This window comes from Myroides indicus, from assembly GCF_004364575.1.
In the GTDB taxonomy this organism is placed as follows: Bacteria; Bacteroidota; Bacteroidia; order Flavobacteriales; family Flavobacteriaceae; genus Flavobacterium; species Flavobacterium indicum_A.
Genome location: NZ_SOAG01000003.1, coordinates 59,181 through 76,575, shown reverse-complemented (window position 1 = coordinate 76,575; position 17,395 = coordinate 59,181). Strand labels below are relative to the sequence as shown.

The following is a 17,395-nucleotide window of genomic DNA, read 5'->3' as shown; positions in this document are numbered from 1 at the left end:
ATCCTATCAGTTCTATTTCCTTCAAAGATAAAATGACGCTTTAATTATAAGGAGTTATTAGCTCTTAATTCTACAATTTGGTATAGCTTAAAAATAACCCCAAAATATAAAATAATGACAACACAACAACTATACGAGCAAATTCAGCAAAAGAAATCTTTTTTATGTATTGGATTAGATGTTGATTTAAGTAAAATTCCAAAACATTTGCTCGCGACCGAAGATCCTATTTTTGAATTTAATAAAGCAATCATTGATGCTACACACGATTTATGTGTAGCATATAAACCCAATATTGCTTTTTATGAAGCTTACGGAATAAAGGGATGGAAATCACTAGATAAAACAATAAAATATTTAAATGTAAATTATCCTGAAATATTTACAATTGCCGATGCTAAAAGAGGAGATATAGGAAATACAGCTTCTATGTATGCTCAGGCATTTTTTGAAGATATGCAGTTTGATAGTGTTACTGTAGCACCTTATATGGGAAAAGATTCAGTTGAACCTTTTTTAGCTTTTCAAAATAAACACACTATCTTGCTTGCCTTGACTTCCAATGAAGGTGCTTTTGATTTTCAAACACAGATGATTAACGGAAAACCACTTTACCAAATTGTGTTGGAAAAATCTAAACAATATAAAAATACAGACAATCTGATGTATGTAGTGGGTGCCACTAAAGCAGATTATTTTGAAGAAATCAGAAAGATAGTTCCGGATAGCTTTTTACTGGTTCCCGGTGTGGGAGCACAAGGAGGCGACCTTAAAGAGGTATGTAAATACGGGTTAAATAAGCAAGTAGGGCTTTTAATTAATTCTTCAAGAGGAGTTATATATGCTTCTGATAAAGAGTGTTTTGCTTCTGAGTCAAGAAAACAAGCTGTGATTCTTCAACAAGAGATGGAAGAGATTTTAAATCAAAGGATGCTATGAAATTAATTGATCAACTAGGACAAAATCATGTTTTCGAAAAGATGCCGGAGCGGATTATTTCACTGGTGCCTTCTCAAACACAAACCTTATATGATTTAGGACTGGAAGATGAAATTGTAGGCATTACTAAATTTTGTATTCATCCTTATCATTTTAAATCAACCAAAACCAAAATTGGAGGTACTAAGAAAGTACACACGGAGAAAATAAAATCACTTCAGCCGGATATTATCATTGCTAATAAAGAAGAAAATACTCTGGAAATTGTAAATGAATTAAAAGAAATATGTCCGGTTTGGGTGACTAACGTAGAAACGTTGGAAGACAATACTCAAATGATTAAAGATTTTGGCCTTTTGTTTAACAAGCGTGTTGAAGCCCAAAAATGGAATGATAAAATTAAGTTTGCACTTGACAATTTTAAGCTTTATATAAAAGATAAGCCATCCTATAGGACGGCGTATTTTATTTGGAGAGAACCTTATATGGTAGCAGGAGCTCAAACATATATTGATGAACTTTTAAAACTAAATAAGTTCAAAAATATTTATGCAGACAAAACAGAACGATATCCGGAAATTAATTTAGAAGATATTATGAGAGAAGGCGATCCTCAGCTTGTTTTTTTATCCTCAGAACCTTATCCTTTTAAAGAAGAGCACGCTTTTGAAATAGGGCGTTTTACGCATCATGGAAAAACCGTTTTTGTAGACGGTGAAATGTTTTCGTGGTACGGAACTCGTTTATCTCAAGCTTTTGACTATTTTAAGAAACTACACGAAAAACTATAAATAAAAAACCGAAAAAGTTATCTTTCTTTTTCGGTTTTTTTAATCAACTAACCCTAACCTTATGAAATCTTATTGTTATACAAAATTGAAAATTAGAATTACAAAAGCTATTAAACTAATGTTATCAAACTATTGTTAGTCAGTTAATTTTACTTTTTAAACAAATCAAAAATACTCTTCTTTTTTTGAGTGTTTTTTTCTTTGGTGCTATTATTTTTAGAGCTTGTTACGGTATTGTCTTGCGTGCCAAAAACTTCTTGTAACAGATTAGAAGAACGCGAACCGCCGATGTTTTCTCTGATGTTGTTTTCTTCAACAGCAATCATTTTAAAGACTCCGTCCATAGTTTGGTTCGTTACGTAATCTGTTAAATTTGTACTTACAGGAGTTACCAAAGGAAGATTGTTATAAGTCGTAAAAATATTTTCCCAAACTTTATCTGCACCAACAGAAGAAAGCGATTGCTGAATCACAGGTGAAAATTTTGAATACAATGCTTTCGAAGTACTGCTTTTTAAATAATTGGTTGCTGCGGAATCTCCGTTGAGTAAAATATTTTTAGCATCGTTAAAAGTCATGTTTTTTACTGCATCTATAAAAATGGGTGTAGCCTCTTTTACTGCTTCTTCAGCAGCGCGGTTTATAAGCAAAATACCCTGGTCAGCTATATTTCCCATGCCGATAGAACGAAGTGTCTGATCTACTTTCTGGACTTCTTCAGGCAAGAGAATCTTGACTAAATCATTTTTGTAAAAGCCATCTTTTTGGGTTAATTTAGATACTTGCTTTTCAATACCTTTGTCCAATGCCTCTTTCAAGCCTTGGGCAACTTTGTCCTGACTTAAATTAGAAATAATGTCGTTTAAACCAGTTTGAGCAAAAATATTTGGAGTAACAGCAAGCGTTGTAGTTAATAAGGATAAAGCAATTAAACTCTTTTTCATTCTAACGTTTTTTTATTTATAAATTATTAATTCATAGTGTGTTTAGCTTCTTCTTTGACGGCAAGTAAAGCTACATCAATACTTTTTTGAATTAAAACAGATTCTGTTAACAACAGATTTCTCAATTCATGTGCATCTTGTACCGATGCTTTTCCTGCAGTTTGCTGAATTGTATTTACAATAGTATTTTTAGTATGTGTAATTATATCCCACAATTGCCCTGAAACATAAATCTGCTGTGCAATATTATATTCAAATTCCTGTTCAATGTGTTGTGTAAGCAATAGCTGATAGGCATTTTTATCTTCAGAAAAAGGAGTAATTCGCAGAATTAATTTTTTTAAGTCAATGCGCTCAGTAAAGATAATTAATCTTTCGCAAGCTTGTAATTTGAGAGCTTTAACATCTATTTGAGTATCTGCATTGGATAATTTATCAATTATAAAACGATCTCTTGCAGCTTGTCGTTGTAATATTTTTTCCGAAGTAAAATAAAAGAGGATAGAAACAACTATCGCAGGGATGGCATAAGCGGCTATTTGTGCAATTAAATCAGCATTCATAATTTGATTTTTTACAAAAATAGAAATAATAATCAGCTGGCAATAAATTTTTATACCATCAAAAAAACTTGTTATAACAGGATAGTAGTTGTAATTTTGACTTTTTACGATTGTGGAGTATGCAAAACTATATTGATCAATTAAATGATGCTCAAAAGGCACCTGTATTACAAAAAGACGGACCAATGATTGTCATTGCCGGTGCGGGATCCGGAAAGACGCGTGTACTTACTTTACGCATTGCTTATTTGATGCATCAGGGAGTAGATGCTTTTAATATTTTGGCACTGACTTTTACTAATAAAGCCGCGCGGGAGATGAAGATGAGAATTGCTCAGATTGTTGGAAATTCAGAAGCAAAAAACTTGTGGATGGGAACTTTTCATTCTGTTTTTGCCAGAATTTTACGTGCCGAAGCTGATAAATTGGGGTATCCTTCTAACTTTACTATTTATGATTCTCAGGATAGCCAGCGACTGGTTGGACAAATTATTAAAGAAATGCAACTGGACAAAGATATATACAAACCCAAAGAGGTTTTAAACAGAATATCTTCTTATAAAAACAGTCTGGTAACGGTAAAATCTTATTTTAATAATCCGGAGTTGCAGGAAGCAGATGCCATGAGTAAAAAACCTCGCTTGGGAGAAATTTACGCTAACTACGTTGAGCGATGCTTTAAGTCCGGAGCGATGGATTTTGATGATTTACTATTGAAAACCAATGAGCTTTTAACCCGCTTTCCAGATGTTTTAATGAAATATCAGGATAGGTTTAGATATATTCTGGTAGACGAGTATCAGGATACAAACCATTCACAATACTTAATTGTTCGTGCACTGTCAGATCGTTTCCAAAATATCTGTGTAGTGGGAGATGATGCACAAAGTATCTATGCATTCAGAGGAGCAAATATCAATAATATTCTCAATTTTCAAAAAGACTACGAGGGGGTTCAAACGTATCGTTTGGAGCAAAATTATCGTTCATCGCGCAATATAGTTGAAGCAGCAAATACCATCATTGAAAAAAATAAAGTCAAACTGGAAAAAGTAGTTTGGACAGCTAATGATTTGGGGCCTAAAATAAAAGTACACCGTTCACTTACAGACGGTGAAGAAGGGCGTTTTGTAGCATCTACCATTTTCGAAGAAAAAATGAGAGATCAGAAAAAAAATAGTGATTTTGCTATTTTATATCGCACCAATGCACAATCGCGTGCAATGGAAGATGCACTTCGCAAAAAAGATATTCCTTATAGAATTTATGGAGGACTTTCGTTTTATCAGCGAAAAGAAATAAAAGATGTATTGAGTTACCTTCGCCTTATTATTAATCCAAAGGATGAAGAAGCATTGGTAAGAGTTATCAACTATCCGGCAAGAGGTATCGGAAACACAACCTTGGATAAACTGACTATCGCTGCAAATCATTACAAGCGTTCTATTTTTGAAATTATGGAACACCTTGACAAAATTGATTTAAAAATTACAACCGGGACTAAAAATAAACTGGTGGATTTTGTCACGATGATCAAAGCTTTTCAGGTTCAGGATGAAATAATGGATGCTTATCAGCTGACCGAGCACGTAACTAAAAAAAGCGGATTAGTACAGGAATTAAGAAAAGATACTACACCTGAGGGAATAACCCGAATGGAAAATATCGAGGAACTGCTAAACGGAATAAAAGATTTTATAGAAGGACAGAAAGAAATTGATGGAGCAAGAGGTTCGTTGAGCGAATTTCTAGAAGATGTAGCTTTGGCTACTGACTTGGACAAAGATAACGGAAATGATGACAGAGTAGCTTTAATGACCATCCACTTGGCAAAGGGGCTGGAATTTCCTACCGTATTTTGCGTTGGAATGGAAGAAGATCTTTTTCCGAGTGCAATGAGTATGAATACGCGCTCTGAACTGGAAGAAGAACGTAGGTTGTTTTATGTGGCACTTACGCGGGCAGAACACCAAGCCTATTTAACTTATGCGCAATCAAGATACCGATGGGGAAAGCTGATAGATAGTGAACCTTCTCGCTTTATTGAAGAAATCGACGATCAGTATTTAGAATATCTCACTCCGCCAGAAACCAATTACAGATACAAACCGTCAATTAATGCAGATATATTTGGCGATGTCGATAAAAGCAAATTACGCTTGTCTAAACCAATTAACGGAATTCCTCCTGTTTATCTTACTCAAAAAGAAGAATCAAAAATAGATAGAAATATCCGAAAATTAAAACCTATCAGCACTTCATCCATTAAAAGTGCTATTGATAATAACGGACATTTGGAAATGGGTCAGGTGGTAATGCACGAGCGCTTCGGAAAAGGAACTATTTTGAATTTAGAAGGAGCAGGAGCCGATAAAAAAGCTGAAATCAGATTTGATGTAGGAGGCATTAAAAAATTATTGCTCAGATTTGCAAAACTTCAGGTTTTATCGTAAATTGTAGCTATCCTAAATAGCAATAAACAAGATAATTATGGCACAGTTTATAAAAATATATCCTGAAAATCCGAATGAAAAGGAAATAGATAAAGCAGTAAAAGTATTGCGAGAAGGTGGATTGGTTATTTATCCTACCGATACGGTTTATGGTTTGGGATGTGATATTACGAATTCCAAGGCATTAGAAAAGATAGCAAAAATAAAAGGAGTAAAATTAGAAAAAGCTAATTTTTCATTTATTTGTCATGATTTGAGCAATATCTCTGATTATATTAAACAGATAGACACTGCTACTTTTAAAATTTTGAAAAAAGCATTGCCGGGACCCTATACTTTTATTTTACCGGGTAATAACGATTTGCCTAAAGAATTCCGAAAAAAGAAAACCGTGGGAATTCGTGTACCGGATAATAACATTGCGCGCGATATTGTTAGAAAACTGGGAAATCCTATTGTTTCTACTTCTATTTATGATGAAGACGAAATTTTAGAATATACCACCGATCCCGAATTGATTTACGAAAAGTGGAATAATGTAGTAGATATGGTAATAGATGGCGGATATGGAGACAATCAGGCGTCAACTATTATTGATTTATCGGGATATGAGCCGGAAATAATAAGAGAGGGGAAAGGAGCAATAGATATATTTTAAAATCATTTTAAAGAAAAACATTAAATAAAATAAAGTAAACAGCCCAAATGAGCCGCTAAAATTGATATTACTCTAATTTAATTAGGGGAATTCAAACCGAATTGTTATTTTTGTAACTGTTTATTTTAAAAGCAAACGTATCACTATGAATTTACATGAATTTCAAGGTAAAGAAATATTAGCAAGCTACGGGGTAAGAGTACAACGTGGATTAGTAGCGGACACTGCAGAAGACGCAGTTGTAAAAGCAAAACAATTAACAGATGAAACGGGAACTGGATGGTATGTAATCAAAGCTCAGATTCACGCAGGAGGAAGAGGAAAAGGAGGAGGAGTTAAGCTTGCTAAAAATTTAGATGAAGTAAAAGAAATCGCTGGTAAAATAATTGGGATGGATTTAATCACTCCCCAAACTCCGCCAACCGGAAAAAGAGTAAACCGCGTTTTGGTAGCTGAGGATGTTTATTATCCGGGAGACAGTGAAACAAAAGAGTTCTACATGTCTGTATTGTTAGACAGATCTAAAGGACGCAATATGATAATGTATTCTACCGAAGGAGGTATGGATATTGAAGAAGTAGCTGAAAAAACACCCCATTTAATTTTTAAAGAGGAAGTGGATCCTGCCGTTGGATTACAGGGGTTCCAAGCAAGAAGAATTGCATTTAATTTGGGATTGTCCGGAAATGCATTCAAAGAAATGGTGAAGTTTGTAGATGCATTGTACAGAGCTTATATCGGAAGCGACTCTTCTATGTTTGAAATTAATCCGGTGTTAAAAACTTCTGATGATAAAATTCTTGCGGTAGATGCTAAAGTTACCCTGGATGACAATGCTTTGTACAGACAGCAAAAATATGCAGAATACCGTGATCTTACAGAAGAAAGACCAATTGAAGTTGAAGCTAAAGAAGCTGGTTTAAATTATGTAGACTTAGACGGAACTGTAGGGTGTATGGTAAACGGAGCTGGCTTAGCAATGGCTACTATGGATTTAATTAAATACGCTGGTTTTGAGCCTGCTAACTTTTTGGATGTAGGAGGGACAGCAGATGCTAAGCGCGTTGAAACAGCTTTCAGAATCATTTTAAAAGATCCAAATGTAAAAGCTATTTTAATTAATATTTTTGGAGGAATCGTTCGTTGTGACCGAGTGGCGCAGGGAGTTGTAGATGCTTACAAAAATATGGGGGATGATATTAAAGTTCCAATCATTGTCCGATTGCAGGGAACAAATGCTGAATTGGCAAAAGATATTATTGATCAGTCAGGAATGCCTATTTTGTCAGCAATTGCTTTTCAGGAAGCAGCAGATCAGGTACAGGCGGCTTTATCCTAAAGATATATGTTTCGAAAAATAAAAAAGCACTCTTAATTTAAGAGTGCTTTTTTTTATATCAAGAAGATATTAATCTAGATTAATTAATTTTTGTTTTTATTTTCATTAACTTTACTTGAATAAAAAGATTAGAAATATGTCAAATGTAGATTTAATAATTGAAGAACGAGCTGCCAGTATAGGAAACTTTATGGTAGGCAGACTACTACCGTTTAAACAAAAGCGAACAGTCGGTCCCTTTGCTTTTATTGACCACATGGGACCAATTGCGGTGAAAGATTTTGACAATTTAGATGTAGACCCTCATCCGCATATTGGACTTTCTACTTTGACTTATTTATTTGAAGGGGCAATTATGCATCGAGACAGCTTGGGAAGTGTTGAAAAAATTACTCCAGGAGCTGTTAACTGGATGACTGCAGGAAAGGGAGTGGTGCATTCAGAACGTATGCCCGAGGGAATCAGAATTCAAAAACCTGATACTGTCTTACACGGATTGCAAATTTGGATTGCTTTACCTAAAGAGTTAGAGGAAATAGAACCTTCATTTGTTCACATCGAAGCTAAAGATTTACCAGCTTGGGAAGAGGGAGGCGTGCAATATAAATTAATAGCGGGGGAAGCTTTAGGAAGAAAATCTCCGGTTCCGGTTTATAGTCCGTTATATTATATTGAAATAAAAACAAAAGAACGCAAAAAAATTAATATCGGAAAAGGATTGTTTGGAGAAGCAGCGATGTATATCCTTGAAGGAAGTGTACACAACGGAGAACATACTTATCAGCCTAAGCACATTTTGGTCTCAAATGACAGTACTTTATGTGAATTTGAAATGGATGCTGGTACTACAGTTTATATTTTTGGTGGAAACCCTTTGCCCGAAGAGCGCTATATTCTTTGGAATTTTGTTTCACATGATTTAAATCGCTTAGAACAAGCTAAGACCGATTGGATTGCTCAAAATTATGAAGCTTTTCCGTTAATACCGGGAGATGACCAAACATTTGTTCCTTTTCCGGAAGGAATGAAGTCTTTTAAAAATAAGGCAAAATAATAATCAATAAAAATAAAGATATGGAAATAAAACATGAAAATTATGGTAATAAAGGAGTTTTTATTGCAATAGAAAATGATGTAAAAGCAGGAGAGATAACTTATTCCGTCGCGGGGGAAAATAAAATTATTGCAGATCATACGGAAGTAAACGAAAATTTTAAAGGAAGAGGAGTTGGTAAAATAATTTTATTAGAAGGATTGGTGAAATATGCTCGTGAAAACAATATCAAAATAATTCCTCTTTGCCCTTTTGTAAAAGCAACTTTTGCAAAAATGCCAGAATTAGGCGATGTATTGGCTTAAAAAGGAAAATATACATATTTCAAAATTAGCCTTTTTAGACGAATATTTCAAAATTAGCCTTTTTAGGCTAATTTTTTTTATCTTTGAATAAAAGAAAATAATGATTGGAGTAATCACAGGTGATATTGTCAATTCCAGAAGCGTAAGTTCTGAGATATGGCTTCCCGAGCTGAAAACGTATTTTGAATCTTTGGGAAAGCATCCCGAAGACTGGGAAATTTATAGAGGTGATAGCTTTCAACTTCAGGTTAAGCCTCAAGTAATTCTTGAAAAAGCATTAATTATAAAATTATTAATACAAAAAAATAAGAATATCAATGTAAGAATGTCTCTTGGAATAGGAGAACGTAGCTTTAAAGGAGAACGAATAACGGAATCTAATGGTAGTGCTTTTATTTATTCAGGAGAAAATTTAGATAAATTAAAAGGAACTCAAATAGTCATAGAAACACCTTTTGATGAAATTAATGAATATTTTAATCCGATCTTACAATTAATTGATTTAATTTCATTGAATTGGAAATCCGCAACAGCAGAAACGATGTATCTGGCATTAACTAATGAAAATTCAATTCAAAAAGAATTAAGCCAAATGTTGTCTAAAGCGCCTGCTACCATAAATAAAGCTTTAAAAAGAGGAGGGTTTTCAGAAATAAAAGAAATACTAGCTCTTTTCGACTCAAAAATTAAAAAATATGTATGAATTAGCGATTAAAATAATTTTGGCACATGTTTTAGGAGATTTTGTATTGCAATCAAATAAAGCAGTAAAAGATATCTGCCAAAAAGGATTTCATTCAATATATTTCTATTCACATATAGCAATTCACGGATTGTTGCTATTGATCGTTACCGGGTTTCAAAAACAATTTATTTTACCCATTTTTTTACTGACTTTATCTCACTTTTTAATCGATTCTCTTACCAAAATTGTTTTTAAATCCGTAAAATATAGACTTTATATATTTATTGCGGATCAATTATTTCATTTTTTAGCTATAGGAATTTTTATTTCTTATTTTTATGATTATCAATTAGATTGGAATTATCTATTAAATAATCAGATTTACTTATTTTTACTAGCCTTTTTTGTAGTGACCAATGGAGTTTCGGTGATTATAAAACTGATACTTAATAAGTTTACCCAAGATGATATTATTCACTTTGACAATTTGGATAAAAAGGGGAAAGACAATGCAGGAAAAGTAATAGGAATTTTAGAACGCTTATTTATTTTTGGTTTTGTATGCCTGAATTTTTGGGAAGGAGTTGGTTTCTTATTGGCAGCAAAATCAATTTTTAGATTTGGAGATTTAAAAGAAAATAAAGATTTAAAACTAACCGAGTATATTCTGATAGGAACATTGTTAAGTTTTGGCTTTGCTATTTTGGTAGCAACAATATATATAAAAATAGCGGCGTACTTAACAAATAATAGTTAATATAAAACTCTAAAAACTCATTTTACCTATAGTTAATTATGAACAAAGAAATTTTAAATCAAGTATATCAACACTCGTTATTTTCATTACAAGATTTAGAGGCTTTATTAGGAGCACATAATTCTATAAAGATGAAAAAAGGGGATTTTTTACTACAAAAAGAAGAAATTGCAGATGAATATTATATCATTGAGGAAGGGTTGGTAAGAATGTTTCTTTATGATTTTAATGGCAACGATATAACGACAGGATTTGTAGGAATAGGAGAATTAGCTGTTGAAGTAGTTTCCCTTTTTCAGCGTGTACCCTCTAAAGAGTTTTTTCAATGTTTAACGGATACCGTACTTTGGAAGATAGAATATAAGTCTTTTCAGGAGCTTTTCCATAAAATACCTGCTCTAAGAGAGTGGGGACGAGATTGGATGGCTTTAGAATTGTTTAAGAGTAAAACTAGAGCTACAGAGATGATTACTCAGCCGGCTATAAAGCGTTATTTACATTTAATGGAAGAAAAACCACAAGTAATTCAGCAAGCTCCTCTAAAATTTATTGCAAGTTATCTTGGCATAACAGATACCTCCCTAAGTAGAATAAGAAAAGAGATTACTTATTAAAAACATTTTTTATTAATTTACATTTAAAAATGTTATTTAATTACGTATGTATTAAAAATATAAATATTTGTTTTTAATAAAATTAATACTATATATTTGCAGTAATTACTAATTAAGTTAAAAACTATAACAGAACTAATTATGAAGAAAATTATTTTATCAGCTTTAGCTTTAACAGCTTTTACATTTACAGCAAATGCACAAACACCTGATTTAAAATTAGGGGCAAAAGCAGGGGTAAACTTTGCGAATTTAAATGGAGGAGAGAGTATGGATATGAAAACGGGTTTCCATGTAGGCGTATTGGCAGAAATTTTTATCAATGAAAAATTTTCTGTTCAGCCGGAAATTTTATATTCTTCTCAAGGAGCTGAAAAAGATGGACTTAAAGCGAATTTCGATTATATTAATGTTCCTATTATCGGGAAATATTATGTAATGGATGGTTTAAATGTTCAATTTGGTCCACAGATAGGTTTCTTAACCAAGGCTGAATTAAAAGGTGGAGGAGAAAAAATGGATATGAAAGATGCTTCTCAAAAAGTTGATTTCGGTGTTAACTTTGGTGCCGGATATGAGTTGCCAATGGGGGTATTTTTTGATGCTCGTTATAATTTAGGATTTACTAAAGTAGAAAAAGAAGGAGAAAACAGCTCAAAAAACGGAGTTATTCAAATATCTGTAGGTTATAAATTTTAATAGATTAATAATAACAATAATATAAAAAGGCTTTCTTCTTAATGGGGAAAGCCTTTTTTAATTTTAAATCATTCATCTGTTATTAATTTTAAATGTTAAAAAAAGTGACTTTTTCTTATGATTCTTTTCTAAATATAAAAAGAAAATTATTATGAGAAGTTATTTAGCAGAGTTCTTCGGAACATTTTGGTTAGTATTTGGAGGGTGTGGCAGTGCGCTTTTTGCAGCAAGTATCTCGGAATTAGGTATTGGCTATGCAGGAGTAGCAATAGCTTTCGGTTTAAGCGTTTTAACGATGGCTTATGCAGTTGGACACATTTCAGGAGGACATTTTAATCCCGCAGTTTCTATTGGTTTATGGATGGGAGGTAGATTTTCCAGAAAAGAACTTTTCCCTTATATTTTGGCACAGATTACAGGTGCTATTTTAGCAGCAGCTATTTTATTTATTATTTATTCTGGTACTAAAGGAAATATTATTGATCCATCAGTAGCAGGAGCTTTTGCAGCAAATGGATACGGCGAATTATCTCCACATGGTTACGGAGTAATTGCTGCTTTTGTAACAGAATTTATATTGACAGCATTTTTTTTAATAATAATTATGGGAGCGACTACAAAGGGAGCTAACACTAAATTTGCAGGAGTAGCTATTGGATTGGCGCTCACACTTATTCATTTAATTTCTATTCCTATTACAAATACCTCAGTTAATCCTGCTCGTTCTATTTCTCAGGCAATTTTAGCGGGAGGAAATTATCCTTTTCAATTATGGTTGTTTTGTTTAGCTCCAATTACTGGAGCAATTACTGGAGGATTGATTTATAAACTAGTATTAGAAAAAGAGTAATATTCTATTTAAAAACAGATATAACGAAGAAAACTTCAAAATTTATTTTGAAGTTTTCTTGTTTCTAATATCAAGGTAAAATATGAAATTAAGAGGAAACAATCTAATACAGAAAAAATAACTTAAATCAATAAAAATCATAGTGTCAGTCATTTTTATTTTAATCTAAATAGTAGTATTTTAGCAGAAATTCCTATTCTTTATATGCAAAATCAAAATCAGTATACGGAAGACAATATTCGTTCGTTAGATTGGAGAGAACATATTCGTATGCGCCCTGGAATGTACATTGGAAAACTAGGGGATGGATCTTCTCCGGACGACGGTATTTACATTCTTATCAAAGAAGTAATTGACAATAGTATTGACGAGTTTGTTATGGGAACTGGCAAAACGATTGAGGTTACGCTTAAAGATAAACTCGTTACAGTCAGAGATTATGGAAGAGGAATCCCGTTAGGAAAAGTTGTGGATGTTGTTTCTAAAATGAATACCGGAGGGAAATATGATTCTAAAGCTTTTAAAAAATCAGTAGGATTAAACGGAGTAGGTACTAAGGCAGTAAATGCCTTGTCTACCTTTTTTAAAGTTGAAGCTGTAAGAGATGGACAACTAAAAGCAGCCGAATTTTCTGCAGGAAACTTAACTCAAGAAGAAGATATTTGTGAAACTACCAGAAGAAAAGGTACTAAAGTAGCCTTTATAGCAGATGAATCCATTTTTAAAAATTATAAATATCGGAAAGAGTATATTGAAAAAATGCTAAAAAATTATTGTTATCTCAACAGAGGGTTGACAATTTTATTTAATGGCGAAAAATTTTACTCAGAAAATGGCTTAAAAGATCTTTTGGAAGAGAATATAGTTGAAGAAGATCAAGTGTATCCTATTATTCACCTGAACGGTGATGATATTGAAATAGCTTTAACACATAGCAGAACCCAATATTCCGAAGAATACTATTCCTTTGTAAACGGACAAAATACTACGCAGGGGGGAACACATTTATCTGCTTTTAGAGAAGCTTTAGTTCGCACGATGAAAGAGTTTTTCAATAAAAATTTTGACGCCTCCGATATTAGAAAATCTGTTGTAGCAGCTATTTCTATTAAAGTGGAAGAGCCGGTGTTTGAATCACAAACCAAAACAAAACTAGGTTCAACCGATATGGGACCCGATCTTCCAACAGTTCGAACTTATATCAATGATTTTGTAAAAACACATCTGGACAATTTTTTACATAAAAATCCGGATGTAGCTGAAGCATTGCTAAAAAAAATTCTTCAGGCAGAAAGAGAAAGAAAAGAACTATCCGGTATTCGTAAAATTGCAAAAGAAAGAGCTAAAAAAGCAAGCTTGCACAACCGAAAGCTTAGAGATTGCCGTGTTCACTTGACTGACATTAAGAATCCAAGATATTTAGAGAGTACTCTTTTTATAACAGAGGGAGATTCTGCTTCAGGATCGATTACTAAATCCAGAGATGTAAATACGCAAGCAGTTTTTAGTTTAAGAGGAAAGCCTTTGAACTCTTATGGAATGACCAAGAAAATTGTTTACGAAAATGAAGAGTTTAATTTACTTCAGGCAGCACTTAATATTGAAGAAGATTTTGAAAACCTGAGATACAACAATATTGTGATTGCAACAGATGCCGATGTAGATGGAATGCATATCCGATTGCTGCTGATTACTTTCTTTTTACAGTTTTTTCCAGAACTGATCAAAGAGGGGCATTTGTATATTCTTCAAACTCCACTATTTAGAGTTCGAAATAAAAAAGAAACTATTTATTGTTATAACGAAGAAGAGCGCATTGCTGCTATTGAAAAGCTAAAACCCAAACCTGAAATTACCCGATTTAAAGGATTGGGAGAAATTTCGCCGGATGAATTTAAATATTTTATTGGCGAAGATATCAGATTAGATCCTGTAATGTTAGATAAAACAATGTCGATAGAAAAAATGTTGGAATTTTATATGGGAAAAAATACGCCGGACAGACAGGAGTTTATTATAGATAATCTAAAAGTTGAACTTGATGTTGTTGAAGATTAGTTTAAATTATGATGCAAGAAGATAATTTGAATCAGCCCTTGAATAATAATGACGGGGAGCATATAGAAAATCTGGGAGAATTAACTGAGGATAGAGAAACTATAACTAAAGTTACAGGAATGTACAAAGACTGGTTTCTGGATTATGCCTCTTATGTTATATTAGAACGTGCAGTACCAGCTATAGAAGACGGTTTTAAACCCGTTCAACGCCGTATTATGCATTCCATGAAGGAACTGGATGATGGTCGCTATAACAAAGTTGCCAATATTGTTGGACATACGATGCAATACCATCCGCATGGCGATGCAAGTATAGGTGATGCAATTGTTCAGATTGGACAAAAGGATCTTTTAATAGACACACAAGGTAACTGGGGTAATATTTTGACCGGTGACGGTGCAGCGGCTTCTCGTTATATTGAAGCGCGTTTGAGCAAATTTGCGTTGGAAGTTTTGTATTCTCCTAAAATTACCGCTTGGCAAGCCTCTTATGATGGAAGAAGAAATGAACCTGTAAATTTACCTGTTAAATTCCCTTTGTTACTCACACAAGGAGCAGAGGGAATTGCAGTGGGATTATCAACAAAAGTGCTACCTCACAATTTTAATGAGTTAATAGATGCCTCTATTAAAATCTTAAAGGGGAAACCTTTTGTTATCTATCCCGATTTTCCAACTCAGGGTATTGCTGACGTTTCTGCATATAATGACGGAATGCGTGGCGGACGCGTGAGAGTAAGAGCAAGAGTATCTCAGCTGGATAAAAACACACTTGTTATTACACAGATTCCCTTTTCAACCAATACTTCAAGTTTGATTGACAGTATTTTGAAAGCCAATGAGAAAGGAAAAATAAAAATTAAAAAAATAGAAGATAATACAGCTGCGGAGGTAGAAATTTTAATACACTTACCGGCAGGAGTATCGCCAGATAAGACTATTGATGCTCTGTATGCTTTTACAGGTTGCGAAACATCAATTGCACCGCTAGGATGTGTAATTATGGATAATAAGCCCTTGTTTGTCGGCGTGTCGGATATGCTGGTAATGTCAACTAATCAAACTGTTCAGCTACTTAAGAGAGAGTTAGAAATTCAACTGGATGAATTAGAAGAAAAGTGGCATTTTTTATCTTTAGAGCGTATTTTTATAGAAAACAGGATTTATCGCGCAATTGAAGAACAAGAAACATGGGAAGGTGTTATTGCTGCTATTGATGAAGGACTAAAACCTTTTACTAAAACCTTAAAAAGAGCAGTTTCTGAAGAAGATATTGTTCGATTGACCGAAATAAAGATTAAACGAATTTCTCGTTTTGACATTGATAAGGCAAATCAAAATATTGAAGCTCTGGAGGGAGAAATAGAACAGGTAAAGCACGACTTAGATCATTTAATTGATTTTGCCATTGCCTATTTTACCAGATTAAAAGAAAGATACGGAAAAGGACGAGAACGCAAAACAGAACTCAAAAATTTTGATACTATTGAGGCAACTAAAGTTGTTTTAAGAAACACTAAGCTATACGTTAACCGAGAAGAGGGTTTTTTTGGAACTAGTCTAAGAAAAGATGAATATGTTTGTGATTGTTCTGATATAGATGATATTATTGTATTCCTGAGAAATGGTTCGATGGTTGTTTCTAAAGTTGATGAGAAAAAATTTGTAGGAAAAGATATTATTCATATTGCTGTATTTGATAGAAACGATAAAAGGACAATCTATAATCTAATTTATCGCGATGGTAAGTCAGGTTCGTCTTATATCAAAAGGTTTAATGTTTCCGGAATTACAAGAGATAAAGTTTACGAGTTGACGCAAGGAAAAAGCGGTTCACAAATTTTATATTTTTCAGCAAATCCAAACGGAGAAGCAGAGGTTGTTACTATTTTGTTACGTCAATTAAGTAATATCAAAAAGCTTAAATTTGAAATTGATTTTGCCGATTTGCTGATTAAAGGAAGAGGAGTAAAGGGAAATCTCGTAACAAAATATGCTATCAAAAAAATTGAATTAAAAGAAAAGGGAATTTCTACCTTAAGACCTCGGAAAATTTGGTTTGACGACACGGTTCATCGTTTAAATGTGGACGGAAGAGGCGAATTGCTGGGTGAATTTAAAGCGGAAGACCGATTGTTGATAATCAGTCAATCAGGAAAAATAAAAACAATTATTCCTGAATTGACTACACATTTTGATGAAGATATGATTGTCCTTGAAAAGTGGAAACCGAAAAAGCCGATTTCAGCCATTTACTACGATGGGGAAAAAGCAAGGTATTATGTCAAAAGATTTTTAGTAGAAAATGAGAACAGAGAAGAATTGTTTATTTCTGAACATGAAAACTCAAGATTAGAAATCGTATCAACAGATTACAGACCTGTTGCTGAAATTGTTTTTGCCAAAGTAAAGGGAATACAAAAAGAAAGTATTGTTATTGATTTAGAGCAGTTTATATCGGTTAAAGGAATTAAAGCTTTAGGTAATCAATTAACTGGAGAAAAGCTTAAACAAATTAACTTATTAGATTCCTTGCCTTATGAAGAAGAGGAAAAAGAAGTTGTAAAGGAAGAGATAGAACTGGATGATTTACCTGATACAAAAATAGACGACGAAGGACAAGCGAGTTTATTTTGATTGTTTTCTGTTAATAAAAAGTACATATATGATGATATAATAATACT

16 protein-coding genes are annotated in these 17,395 nt (G+C 33.2%); 14 read left to right on the top strand and 2 right to left on the bottom strand.

Features of this window, described 5'->3' with window-relative positions; genetic code table 11:
* The first annotated feature begins 114 nt into the window (after positions 1-114).
* On the top strand, positions 115-939 hold the full coding sequence (gene pyrF, locus C8P70_RS01875) for an orotidine-5'-phosphate decarboxylase (protein WP_133711663.1): 825 nt from the start codon (positions 115-117) through the stop codon (positions 937-939).
* Positions 936-1,730, top strand: a complete 795-nt coding sequence (locus C8P70_RS01870; protein WP_133711662.1) for an ABC transporter substrate-binding protein — start codon at positions 936-938, stop codon at positions 1,728-1,730. The genes pyrF and C8P70_RS01870 overlap by 4 nt, the downstream gene beginning before the upstream one ends.
* A 149-nt stretch (positions 1,731-1,879) precedes the next feature.
* Here C8P70_RS01870 and C8P70_RS01865 read toward each other — a convergent pair whose 3' ends face one another.
* Entirely contained in the window at positions 1,880-2,674 is a 795-nt protein-coding gene (locus C8P70_RS01865; protein ID WP_133711661.1) for a DUF4197 domain-containing protein, read from the bottom strand.
* A 26-nt stretch (positions 2,675-2,700) separates the two neighbouring features.
* On the bottom strand, positions 2,701-3,237 hold the full coding sequence (locus C8P70_RS01860) for a DUF7935 family protein (RefSeq protein WP_133711660.1): 537 nt from the start codon (positions 3,235-3,237) through the stop codon (positions 2,701-2,703).
* Positions 3,238-3,356: 119 nt separating this feature from the next.
* On the opposite strand from C8P70_RS01860, the gene C8P70_RS01855 reads away from it, so the two are divergent.
* The 12 genes from C8P70_RS01855 (at position 3,357) to C8P70_RS01800 (ending at position 17,348) form a co-directional block, all read left to right on the top strand.
* Positions 3,357-5,690 (top strand): ATP-dependent helicase, encoded by a 2,334-nt coding sequence (locus C8P70_RS01855; protein WP_133711659.1) that lies wholly within the window; start codon positions 3,357-3,359, stop codon positions 5,688-5,690.
* Between the two features lie 37 nt (positions 5,691-5,727).
* Positions 5,728-6,348 (top strand): L-threonylcarbamoyladenylate synthase, encoded by a 621-nt coding sequence (locus C8P70_RS01850; protein ID WP_133711658.1) that lies wholly within the window; start codon positions 5,728-5,730, stop codon positions 6,346-6,348.
* Between the two features lie 145 nt (positions 6,349-6,493).
* Positions 6,494-7,687: an ADP-forming succinate--CoA ligase subunit beta gene (gene sucC / locus C8P70_RS01845; RefSeq protein WP_133711657.1), complete on the top strand. Its 1,194-nt coding sequence runs from the start codon at positions 6,494-6,496 to the stop codon at positions 7,685-7,687.
* Between the two features lie 136 nt (positions 7,688-7,823).
* Complete coding sequence (locus tag C8P70_RS01840) at positions 7,824-8,741, top strand: pirin family protein (protein ID WP_133711656.1); 918 nt, start codon at positions 7,824-7,826, stop codon at positions 8,739-8,741.
* 20 nt (positions 8,742-8,761) lie between these two features.
* Entirely contained in the window at positions 8,762-9,046 is a 285-nt protein-coding gene (locus C8P70_RS01835) for a GNAT family N-acetyltransferase (RefSeq protein ID WP_133711655.1), read from the top strand.
* Positions 9,047-9,146: 100 nt separating this feature from the next.
* Positions 9,147-9,749, top strand: a complete 603-nt coding sequence (locus C8P70_RS01830; RefSeq protein ID WP_133711654.1) for a transcriptional regulator — start codon at positions 9,147-9,149, stop codon at positions 9,747-9,749.
* On the top strand, positions 9,742-10,488 hold the full coding sequence (locus tag C8P70_RS01825; RefSeq protein ID WP_133711653.1) for a DUF3307 domain-containing protein: 747 nt from the start codon (positions 9,742-9,744) through the stop codon (positions 10,486-10,488). The genes C8P70_RS01830 and C8P70_RS01825 overlap by 8 nt, the downstream gene beginning before the upstream one ends.
* Before the next feature lie 38 nt (positions 10,489-10,526).
* Positions 10,527-11,102, top strand: coding sequence for a Crp/Fnr family transcriptional regulator (locus C8P70_RS01820; RefSeq protein ID WP_133711652.1), 576 nt, complete (start codon positions 10,527-10,529; stop codon positions 11,100-11,102).
* 141 nt (positions 11,103-11,243) lie between these two features.
* Positions 11,244-11,801 carry a porin family protein gene (locus tag C8P70_RS01815; protein WP_133711651.1) on the top strand — a complete coding sequence of 186 codons (558 nt, stop codon included), beginning with the start codon at positions 11,244-11,246 and terminating at the stop codon, positions 11,799-11,801.
* 151 nt (positions 11,802-11,952) lie between these two features.
* Positions 11,953-12,651 (top strand): aquaporin Z, encoded by a 699-nt coding sequence (gene aqpZ, locus C8P70_RS01810; RefSeq protein ID WP_133711650.1) that lies wholly within the window; start codon positions 11,953-11,955, stop codon positions 12,649-12,651.
* Between the two features lie 204 nt (positions 12,652-12,855).
* Entirely contained in the window at positions 12,856-14,709 is a 1,854-nt protein-coding gene (locus C8P70_RS01805; protein ID WP_133711649.1) for a DNA topoisomerase IV subunit B, read from the top strand.
* Between the two features lie 8 nt (positions 14,710-14,717).
* Entirely contained in the window at positions 14,718-17,348 is a 2,631-nt protein-coding gene (locus C8P70_RS01800; protein ID WP_133711648.1) for a DNA gyrase/topoisomerase IV subunit A, read from the top strand.
* The last annotated feature ends 47 nt before the right edge of the window (positions 17,349-17,395 follow it).

Bases quoted from the DNA above. Each gene is read 5' to 3' on its own strand.
- C8P70_RS01840 (WP_133711656.1), top strand. From the start codon at position 7,824: ATGTCAAATGTAGATTTAATAATTGAAGAACGAGCTGCCAGTATAGGA.
- C8P70_RS01870 (WP_133711662.1), top strand. From the start codon at position 936: ATGAAATTAATTGATCAACTAGGACAAAATCATGTTTTCGAAAAGATG.
- C8P70_RS01815 (WP_133711651.1), top strand. From the start codon at position 11,244: ATGAAGAAAATTATTTTATCAGCTTTAGCTTTAACAGCTTTTACATTT.
- pyrF (WP_133711663.1), top strand. From the start codon at position 115: ATGACAACACAACAACTATACGAGCAAATTCAGCAAAAGAAATCTTTT.
- C8P70_RS01830 (WP_133711654.1), top strand. From the start codon at position 9,147: ATGATTGGAGTAATCACAGGTGATATTGTCAATTCCAGAAGCGTAAGT.
- C8P70_RS01860 (WP_133711660.1), bottom strand. From the start codon at position 3,237: ATGAATGCTGATTTAATTGCACAAATAGCCGCTTATGCCATCCCTGCG.
- C8P70_RS01865 (WP_133711661.1), bottom strand. From the start codon at position 2,674: ATGAAAAAGAGTTTAATTGCTTTATCCTTATTAACTACAACGCTTGCT.
- aqpZ (WP_133711650.1), top strand. From the start codon at position 11,953: ATGAGAAGTTATTTAGCAGAGTTCTTCGGAACATTTTGGTTAGTATTT.
- C8P70_RS01820 (WP_133711652.1), top strand. From the start codon at position 10,527: ATGAACAAAGAAATTTTAAATCAAGTATATCAACACTCGTTATTTTCA.
- C8P70_RS01855 (WP_133711659.1), top strand. From the start codon at position 3,357: ATGCAAAACTATATTGATCAATTAAATGATGCTCAAAAGGCACCTGTA.
- C8P70_RS01805 (WP_133711649.1), top strand. From the start codon at position 12,856: ATGCAAAATCAAAATCAGTATACGGAAGACAATATTCGTTCGTTAGAT.
- sucC (WP_133711657.1), top strand. From the start codon at position 6,494: ATGAATTTACATGAATTTCAAGGTAAAGAAATATTAGCAAGCTACGGG.
- C8P70_RS01835 (WP_133711655.1), top strand. From the start codon at position 8,762: ATGGAAATAAAACATGAAAATTATGGTAATAAAGGAGTTTTTATTGCA.
- C8P70_RS01825 (WP_133711653.1), top strand. From the start codon at position 9,742: ATGTATGAATTAGCGATTAAAATAATTTTGGCACATGTTTTAGGAGAT.
- C8P70_RS01850 (WP_133711658.1), top strand. From the start codon at position 5,728: ATGGCACAGTTTATAAAAATATATCCTGAAAATCCGAATGAAAAGGAA.
- C8P70_RS01800 (WP_133711648.1), top strand. From the start codon at position 14,718: ATGATGCAAGAAGATAATTTGAATCAGCCCTTGAATAATAATGACGGG.